Source organism: Variovorax sp. KBW07, assembly GCF_003852515.1.
Classification (GTDB): Bacteria; Pseudomonadota; Gammaproteobacteria; order Burkholderiales; family Burkholderiaceae_C; genus Variovorax.
In genome coordinates, this window is the sequence record NZ_QAJK01000234.1 from 308 (window position 1) to 9,040 (window position 8,733).

Sequence of the window (8,733 nt, forward strand, 5' to 3'; positions counted from 1 at the left end):
CGGTGTCAGTCGCACAAGCCATGAATGACCCCGCACCCGCAGCCGCTCCCGAACAACAGCCCCCGCACCACATGCAATCCAGTTGCGGCACCGCACAAAAGCAGCAATCTTCGTGAACAGGTTCCGAACATCGCGACGACATGCTCGACGCCCCCTCTTCCCGTTCCTAGAATCCGCCCGCGCATCGCTTCGGCAATGCGCGTTTTCTCAACTTCAGGATGGAGCGTTATGGAACACAGTACCTACAAAAAGTGGTCAGCCGAGTTCATTGGTACTTTCTGGCTCACGCTCGGAGGCTGCGGAAGCGCCGTCCTGGCCGCGGCCTTTCCGGGTGTCGGCATCGGCTTGCTCGGGGTCTCGCTGGCCTTCGGCCTTACCGTCGTCACGGGCGCGTATGCGCTCGGTCCGATCTCTGGCGGCCACTTCAATCCCGCCGTGTCCATCGGCCTTGCAGCCGCGGGCCGCTTCAAGGCTTCGCAGCTCGCGGGCTACATCGTCTCGCAGGTTCTCGGTGCCATTGCGGCGGCCGGCATTCTGTATCTCATTGCCACCGGCAAGCCCGGCGCCGACATCGGCGGCTTCGCCACCAACGGCTATGGCGAACACTCGCCCGGCAAGTACAGCCTGTACGCCGCCGCGCTGTGCGAGGTCGTCATGACCGCCGTCTTCCTGATCGTGATTCTTGGCTCCACCGCCAAGCGCGCGGCCGGTGGCTTCGCGGGCCTGTCGATCGGCTTGTGCCTCACGCTGATCCACCTGATCTCGATCCCCGTGACCAACACCTCGGTGAACCCCGCACGCAGCACCGGCCCGGCCCTGTTCGGGCCGTCCTATGCGGTGTCGGAACTGTGGCTGTTCTGGGTTGCGCCCATCGTCGGCGCGATCATCGGCGCGGTGATCTACCGCGCATTGCTCAGCAACAGCAACGACGACTGACGCGACGGACGCGACCGACGCATCGTCGTCGTTGTTGTTCTTCCCGTTGTTGTTGCCAGCTTGAGCCGCAGCGGAGGCTTGCTCAGCTTCCGCTGCCCGACTTCACCATCGGCAGTGCAGTCGATTGCCCGATGGCTTCCGTGCCGGTCGGGTGCGATGCCGCATAGGCACCGGCCTGGATGTCGGACACCGGCGTCATCGAATTCATCGCGGGCGCGGCCGTCGACTGGCCGATCGCTTCCGTGCCGCTCGGGCGGGCCGCGGCCATCGCGCCGGCTTGCACCTCGGGGTTTTCCGGCGAGTTCATCTGCAGCGGATGGAAGTCCGAGCCATCGGTGGTTTCGGCCGATGCATTGACGGCGCCCAGCACCGCGAATGCAGCGAAGGAACCGACGGCGAGAAGCTTGAAGGAAGTGCGCATGGTGTGTTCTCCTGAGGGCAGGTTGTCTCCGGCCTCGTGCCATCGCGCGAACTGCGCGTGGCAGGACCTGGATGCACTCTAGGCAGCCAGACTGAGATGAAGGTGAGCAAAGAGTTAGCGGCGCGTGAGCGAATGACGACGCCGCCGCGGCAGCGGCGAAGCAGGCGTGGGCGCTACGCCGGCAGCACGGGCAGATGCACCCGCGCCATCAGCCCCGGCCCGTCGTCGCGATTGCGCAGCTCGATGCGCAACCCATGCCGCTCGGCGGCCGTGCGCGCAATGGCCAGGCCCAGCCCGCTGCCGCCCGCCGCCGCACCGGGCACGCGAAAGAAGCGATCGAACACGCGGCCCATCGCCGCCTGCGGAATGCCGGGGCCGTTGTCGAGTACATCGACCACCGCATGCCCATCGACCGTGTGCAGCCGCACGTCGACCACGCCGCCTTCAGGCGCATAGCGCAAGGCGTTGTCGATCAGGTTGTCGAACACGCTGCGCAGCTCGGCCGCGGGCGCGAACACCACCACCGCCGCCGTGCGGCCCTCGAAGCCGATGTCGACACGCCGCGCATCGGCCAGCACCATCAGCTGGCTCACGCTCTCGCGCAGCAGCACTTCGATGTCGACGCGCTCGCCGGCCGCACTGCGTTGCGCCGGCGCGTCCTGCCGCGAGAGATGCAGCAGCTGCTCGATCAGGTGCTGCGCGCGCGTGACACCGGCTTCGAGCTGGTTGAAGCGCTCGGTCGCTTCGCCGGCCGGCACGTGCGCGCGCAGGTTCTCGATCTGCAGGCCGATGGCGGCCATCGGCGTGCGCAGTTCGTGCGCCGCGTCCTGCACGAAGCGGCGCTGCGTGGCGAAGGCGCTGCGCACGCGCGCCAGCAGGTTGTTGAAAGCACCGACCAGCGGCGCGATCTCGTCGGGCACGCGCGCCAGCGACAGCTCCGTGGGGCTGCGTTCATCTTGCGACGCCACGTCGCGCGCCACCGCGCGCAGCGAGCGCGATGCCGCCGACACGATGAGCCACAGGATCAGCAACGCCACCGGCAGCAGCAGCGCGATCGGCAGGCCTTCGAGCAGCGCCCGCCGCAGGGCACGGCGGCGGCGGTAGTCTTCGTTCTGCAGCACCTGCACGCGCGGCTGGTCGGCGCGCGGGCCGGGCTCGGCCGTGAACACACGCCAGTTCGATTGCGCATGCGCGCCCGTGCTCACGTCGCTGAAACCGGCATGCGGCTGCAGCGGCACCGACAACGCAGACCACGAGCTCGCACGCAAGGTGGCGCCGTCGGCGCTCCATATCTGCACGACGAAGGAACCACGCGAGAAGGCGGTCTCGCCGTCCATCTGGCGCGGCGTCTTCATCTGGTCGCCGCCCGCATAAGACTCGGCCACCAGCCGCATCTGGTCGTCCAGCGCGTTGTGCACCAGGTTGCCGTAGGCCAGGAAAGAAAACCAGGCCGTGAGCACAGCCGCGAACACGTGCAGCGTGATCAGCCACAGCAGCAGTTGCGTGCGCAGCGAGCGCGGCCGCCACCACCGGCCACGGCCGCGCTCGGCACCGGTCATGCGGCCACGCGCCAGCCCAGGCCGCGCACGTTGCGGATCGAGTCCGCGCCGAGCTTGCGGCGCATGCCGTGGATCAGCACGTCGATGGCGTTGCTGGTCACTTCCTCGCCCCAGCCGTAGATGCGGTTTTCGAGCTGCTCGCGCGAGAGGATGGCGCCGGGCCGCTCCAGCAGCGCATGCAGCAGCGCGAACTCGCGCGCGGTGAGCGCCTCGCGCTCGCCGTTCACCACCACCTCGCGCGTCGTCAGGTCGAGCTGCAGCACGCCGCTGCCGACCAGCGAGTGCGCCGCGCCATCGCGGCGGCGCACGACGGCGCGCATGCGCGCCAGCAGCTCGCGGAATTCAAAAGGCTTGAGCAGGTAGTCGTCGGCGCCGAGGTCGAGGCTGTGGATGCGGTCGTCGAGGCCGTCGCGCGCGGTGAGCACCAGCACGGGCGTGGCATCGCCGCGTTCGCGGGCGCGGCGCAGCACCTCGGTGCCGTCTTGCTTCGGCAGGCCCAGGTCGAGCAGCACGCAGGTGTAGCCGCCATCGCCCAGCGCGCTTTGCGCAAGCTCGCCATCGCGCACCCAATCGGCGGACCAGCCCGCGCCCTCGAGCGCCTGCTTCAGGCTGCGCCCGATCATTTCATCGTCTTCCACCAGCAGAACGCGCATTGCAGCGACTCCTTGGGCCGCAAGGTAGCACGCGAACGGGATGATCGGTAGTGGCCATGCGCCACGGCGCAGCCTATAGGCGAAGAATTAGGCGGGACTGACTTGGCCGCCGCACGCGCGGCGAGCGACCGGTTCAAGGGTCAGGCCATGCGGATGGCGTGGCGCTCGCGCTGGTCGCCGTCGTCGCCATCTTCATCAGCGGCGGCAAATGCCAGCAGCCGCATCGCCTCTTCCTGCACGCCGAGCCTGTCGGCCTTCGACCAGCGCGTGAACGCCTCCAGCACCGCGGTAGCAGCGTTCTTCGCGCGCTCGATCTTCCACACGCCGGCCACGAAACCGTCGAGCAGCACCGTGCCGCGCACGATGCCGTTGACGGTGAACACGCGAGCGCGGTGCGCCTCGTTCAACACGCGGCTGCGGTCGGCATGCGAGAGCAGCAGGTTGTCCCACTCGGCCACCAGGCGCGGCGGCGCCGACGTGTCGGGGTCGGGACGCGGCGCGCGCGGCAGGTCGAACAGTTCCTGGCCCTGTTCGCCGATGAACACGCGCAGTTGCGGCCGCAGGCGCTCGGCCACGGCCTTCCAGCCCGTGAGGCCCGACCACGCGCCGGCATCGGCCAGCGTGGCGGGACCGAAGGCGGCAAGGTAGCGCAGCAGCAGGTCGTCCTGCGTGGCCGGAGCAACGTCGGCAGCGGCATCGCCGAGCCATTGCCCGATAGGCTGCAGCAGCGCGCTCTGGTGCGAGTTCCAGCAGCCGGCGGGCGGCAGGTGCACCAGCGGCACGTTGTTGCGAATGAGCGCGGCCAGCGATTCAGCGTCGCGCCCTGGCCAGCGCACCGCCAATGCCTGCCCAAGCTCGGCGCGGGTGCGGGGCCGCTCGTCCAGCAAGGCTCGCCCGGCCGCGATCACCGCGGCATGGTCGATGCCGTCGAGCGCCCGCTTGTGATTGCCCAGCAGGCCGCGCTGGTGCACGGGCTCCAGCAGCGGACGCCATGCCAGGGCATCGTCTGCAGTCATCAGGTGCAGGGTCGAGCGCATCGCCGACATGCGCACGATGCGGCGCTTGTGCATGGCCTGGGTCAGCTGTTCGCGCCCGAAGCCTTCGAGCCGGCTCCAGAGGCCGATGTAAGGCGGGTTCGGTGCCTGCGCCTGCAGTCCGGCCAGCCGCTCGATGGCCTGCGTGACCGGCACCTTGCGCCGCGCCAGCAGCATCTGCCGCGCCAGGGTGGCGCGGTTCAGCGCGCGCAGGCTCAGCGTGGCCGAGGGCATGCCTGCGCGGGGCTCAGAATTTTTCGTGCGGGCCGAGGTAGCGCCACTGGCCCACCGGCAGGTTGCCGAGCATCACCTTGCCGATGCGCACGCGCTTCAGGCCCACCACCTTCAGGCCGACCAGCTCGCACATGCGGCGAATCTGGCGCTTCTTGCCCTCGGTGAGCACGAAGCGCAGCTGCTCGGGGTTCTGCCACTCGACCCGCGCCGGCTTGAGCGCCTGGCCGTCGAGGCTCAGGCCATGGCGCAACCGGGCCAGCATGGCCGGCGGAAAGACCGCCTGCACGTTCTGCGTGACGGGATCGTCATCGTCCATGCGAATGAGCTGGCCGGTGGGCGCGGGCTGGCCCAGGCCGTGGTAGGCCACGCGCACCAGGTATTCCTTTTCCATCACCGAGTCTTCGCCGATCAGCTGGCGCGCGATGCGGCCGTCTTGCGTCATGACCAGCAGGCCGATGGAATCGATGTCGAGCCGGCCACATGGCGCGAGGCCGCGCAACTGGCTGGGGTGGAAAAAGAAACGCGCGTTGTCGTCGACCCAGCGGTTCTGCGGCGTGAACAGCGTGACCGCCGGCTCGTGGCCGTCTTCGGCTTGCGCGCTCACGTAGCCGATGGGCTTGTTGATGAGGATGGTGACCTGGTTCGCCTGCTGCCCGGTGGCGGCCTTGTCGACCTGGATGCGATCGGACGGCGTGACCTTCACGCCCATCTCGGCCGGCTGGCCGTTCACCTTGACCCAGCCGTTGGCGATCCACTCGTCGGCTTCGCGGCGCGAACACATGTTGAGTTCGGCCATGCGCTTGTTCAGGCGCACGGGGCCGCCGGGGGCCACGGGAGGCGGTGCCGCGCGTCGAAACACGGGGCGGTTTTCGGTCGGCGCAGGGGCGGAAGCGCGACGGGGCGGACCGTTGGAGGGAGGAGACGCAGGCATGTCCGATTATCGGCCAGGCCCGGTTGTCGCCGCCCGCAAGGCTTGATCGAAATGCGAGGCCGCGCTATCCTGAACGCAAGCGCAAGTTGATTGCGCCCTTTTTGGGGGATTCCCAAGTGAGCACACGCAAGTACCCGTACGCCATCGTCATCGGGCGTTTCCAGCCCGTTCATTTCGGTCACCAGAGACTCATCGAAGAAGGCCTTCGCGCCGCCGATCGGGTCATCGTGGTGGTCGGCTCCGACCGCAAGCCCCGGAGCGTCAAGAACCCCTTCACTTTTGACGAACGCGAACGCATGGTGCGCGCCTGTTTGCGCGGCACCGAGCAGCAGATGCGCGTGAGCGTCGTCGGCGTGGGCGACTCGCCCTACAACGACCAGATCTGGATCGCATCGATCCAGTCGGCCGTCGAGCGGCTGATCCAGCAGGACGGCCAGGTGCCCGCGCAGACCAAGGTTGCGCTGGTGGGCCACCTGAAGGACGCGTCGAGCTACTACCTCAAGCTGTTCCCGCACTGGGAGTTCGTGGGCCACCAGAACGTGGAGAGCCTCAACGCCACCGACGTGCGCAGCCTCTACTTCGACCCCGAGAACCGCGGCCAGCTGGCACCGGCCGACCTGCCCGACGGCACCGCCGCCTTTCTGGACAGGTTCACCGGCACCGCCGACTACGCCGAGCTGTGCGAAGAGCGCGCCTTCCTGGTCGACTACCGCGACAAGTACCGCTATGCGGGCAGCGACTTTCCGCCCATCTACACCACGGTCGATGCCATCGTGGTCGAGGCCGGCCACATCCTGCTGGTGCAGCGCAAGTTCCATCCCGGCAAGGGCACCTGGGCACTGCCCGGCGGTTTTGTCGGCCAGCACGAGCGCCTGCAGGACGCGGCCATCCGCGAGCTGAAGGAAGAGACCCGGCTCAAGGTGCCCGTGCCCGTGCTGAATGGCAGCATGAAGGCCAGCCACGTGTTCGATGCGCCCGACCGCTCGCAGCGCGGCCGCACGATCACGCACGGCTTTTTCTTCGAGCTGGCGCACAACCAGTGGACCGGCCTGTCGGACGTGCGCGCCGACGACGATGCGGCCGAGGTGCGCTGGGTGCCGATTGCGGAATTCCTGGACATGCAGGACCGCATCTACGAAGACCACTTCTTCATCGCGAATCATTTTCTGGGTGGCCTGGGCAAGAACTGAACGACCAGGCTTTCTTTGTCAGCAAAACGGCCCCGGTTGACGGGGCCAACGTGAAAGGAGCTTTCACATGAACCGCAACCTCACCTCTTCGCCCCTGGGCAACAACCTGCTGCTTCGCACCGACTCCTACAAGGTGTCGCACTGGATGCAGTACCCGCCCGGCACGCAGACCGTTCACAGCTACATCGAATCGCGCGGCGGCCTTTTCAGCCACTCGCTGTTCTTCGGCCTGCAGGCGTACCTGCGCGAGTACCTGCAGACGCCGGTCACGCTGGCCGATGTCGATGAAGCCGCCGCGCTGATGGCGGTGCACGGCGAGCCCTTCAACCGCGAAGGCTGGCTGCGGCTGATCGAAAAGCACGGCGGCCTGATGCCGGTGCGCATCCGCGCCGTGCCCGAAGGCAGCGTGCTGCCGGTGCACAACGTGCTGGCCACCATCGAGAACACCGACCCCGAGTTCTTCTGGGTGACGAGCTTTCTCGAAACCGAATTGCTGCGCGCCATCTGGTACCCGACCACGGTGGCCACGCTGTCGGCGGCTGCACGCACCACGCTGCTGCGCTACCTGGAAGCGACCTGCGACGACCCGCAAGGGCAGATCGCTTTTCGGCTGCACGACTTCGGCGCGCGGGGTGTGTCGAGCCTCGAGTCGGCGGCACTCGGTGGCATGGCCCACCTGGTGAATTTCATGGGCACGGACACGCTGGCCGCGCTGGTGGCCGCACGGCGGTACTACGACTGCGACGTGGCGGGCTTCTCGATTCCCGCGGCGGAGCACAGCACCATCACGGGCTGGGGCCGCGACCACGAGTCGGACGCCTACAGCAACATGGTCGACCAGTTCGGCAAGCCCGGCGCGACCTTCGCGGTGGTGAGCGACAGCTACGACATCTTCAATGCCTGCGCGCGCATATGGGGCGAGGAGCTGAAGGCGAAGGTGGTGGCTTCGGGCGCAACGCTGGTGGTGCGGCCCGACTCGGGCGACCCGGCCGAGACGACGCTGAAGGTGGCGCAGATACTGGCGGACCGCTTCGGGACGACGACGAATTCGAAGGGCTTTCGGGTGTTGAACAACGTGCGCATCATCCAGGGCGATGGCGTGAACCTCGACTCGTTGCGGCTGTGCCTGTCGAACTTTTTCCACAACGGGTTTTCGACGGAGAACATCTCGTTCGGCATGGGCGGTGGTTTACTGCAACAAGTGAACCGGGACACGATGCAGTGGGCGATGAAGTGCTCGGCGATGCAGGTGAACGGCGAATGGCGCGATGTGTACAAGTCGCCGGTGGGCGATGTGAGCAAGGCGTCGAAGAAGGGGCGGCTGGCACTGGTACGCGATGCGAGCGGCACGGTGAGCAGTGTGCGTGAGGAAGCGATGGCCGATGGGCAGGTGGACATGCTGCAGACGGTGTTCGAGAACGGCCGCATTGTTGCCACTACGACCTTCGATGCGATCCGTGAGCGTGCGGCTGTGGGCGTGAACCAGTTCGTTACTTCGCGGGCGCCGCTCTGAGTTTTTGTACGTCGGCGCTTGTTCTTGGCGCTGCTGTTTGGGAGCGGGAGCGGGTTCGGGGGCATTCGGGGCGCGTGCGACTGACACCGGGTACTCCCCTCCGCGAATGTCCCCCGCTTCGCTCCTCCTTTATTTCGCTGCGGGGAGCACCCGATGCCATTCGTACGAGGGCGCTGCGCTTGTGTCGCTCGATCAACGACCGCTCTGAGCCGCTCACGTCGATGGTGTGCTCTGCGCAGCGAAATAAAGGAGGAGCGAAGCG

At 67.5% G+C, this 8,733-nt stretch carries 8 protein-coding genes; 3 read left to right on the plus strand and 5 right to left on the minus strand.

Annotated features, from left to right (window positions below):
• The first annotated feature begins 228 nt into the window (after positions 1 to 228).
• The gene (gene aqpZ, locus DBV14_RS32390; RefSeq protein ID WP_124466122.1) at positions 229 to 936 is read left to right on the plus strand and encodes an aquaporin Z; all 708 of its coding nucleotides are present in this window, start codon (positions 229 to 231) and stop codon (positions 934 to 936) included.
• 82 nt (positions 937 to 1,018) lie between these two features.
• On the opposite strand, the gene DBV14_RS32395 is transcribed toward aqpZ, so the two are convergent.
• From DBV14_RS32395 to DBV14_RS32415, 5 genes are all read right to left on the minus strand, one after another.
• Positions 1,019 to 1,357, minus strand: a complete 339-nt coding sequence (locus DBV14_RS32395; protein ID WP_124466125.1) for a hypothetical protein — start codon at positions 1,355 to 1,357, stop codon at positions 1,019 to 1,021.
• Positions 1,358 to 1,530: 173 nt separating this feature from the next.
• Complete coding sequence (locus DBV14_RS32400; RefSeq protein ID WP_124466127.1) at positions 1,531 to 2,916, minus strand: HAMP domain-containing sensor histidine kinase; 1,386 nt, start codon at positions 2,914 to 2,916, stop codon at positions 1,531 to 1,533.
• Complete coding sequence (locus DBV14_RS32405; RefSeq protein WP_124466130.1) at positions 2,913 to 3,569, minus strand: response regulator transcription factor; 657 nt, start codon at positions 3,567 to 3,569, stop codon at positions 2,913 to 2,915. Before DBV14_RS32405 ends, DBV14_RS32400 begins: the two co-directional genes overlap by 4 nt.
• A gap of 140 nt (positions 3,570 to 3,709) precedes the next feature.
• Positions 3,710 to 4,837 (minus strand): winged helix DNA-binding domain-containing protein, encoded by a 1,128-nt coding sequence (locus DBV14_RS32410; protein ID WP_124466133.1) that lies wholly within the window; start codon positions 4,835 to 4,837, stop codon positions 3,710 to 3,712.
• Positions 4,838 to 4,850: 13 nt separating this feature from the next.
• On the minus strand, positions 4,851 to 5,696 hold the full coding sequence (locus DBV14_RS32415) for a pseudouridine synthase (protein WP_124466136.1): 846 nt from the start codon (positions 5,694 to 5,696) through the stop codon (positions 4,851 to 4,853).
• Between the two features lie 188 nt (positions 5,697 to 5,884).
• On the opposite strand from DBV14_RS32415, the gene DBV14_RS32420 reads away from it, so the two are divergent.
• Together DBV14_RS32420 and DBV14_RS32425 are read left to right on the plus strand one after the other, a co-directional pair.
• Entirely contained in the window at positions 5,885 to 6,958 is a 1,074-nt protein-coding gene (locus DBV14_RS32420; RefSeq protein WP_124466139.1) for a bifunctional nicotinamide-nucleotide adenylyltransferase/Nudix hydroxylase, read from the plus strand.
• A gap of 67 nt (positions 6,959 to 7,025) precedes the next feature.
• The gene (locus DBV14_RS32425) at positions 7,026 to 8,471 is read left to right on the plus strand and encodes a nicotinate phosphoribosyltransferase (RefSeq protein ID WP_124466142.1); all 1,446 of its coding nucleotides are present in this window, start codon (positions 7,026 to 7,028) and stop codon (positions 8,469 to 8,471) included.
• The last annotated feature ends 262 nt before the right edge of the window (positions 8,472 to 8,733 follow it).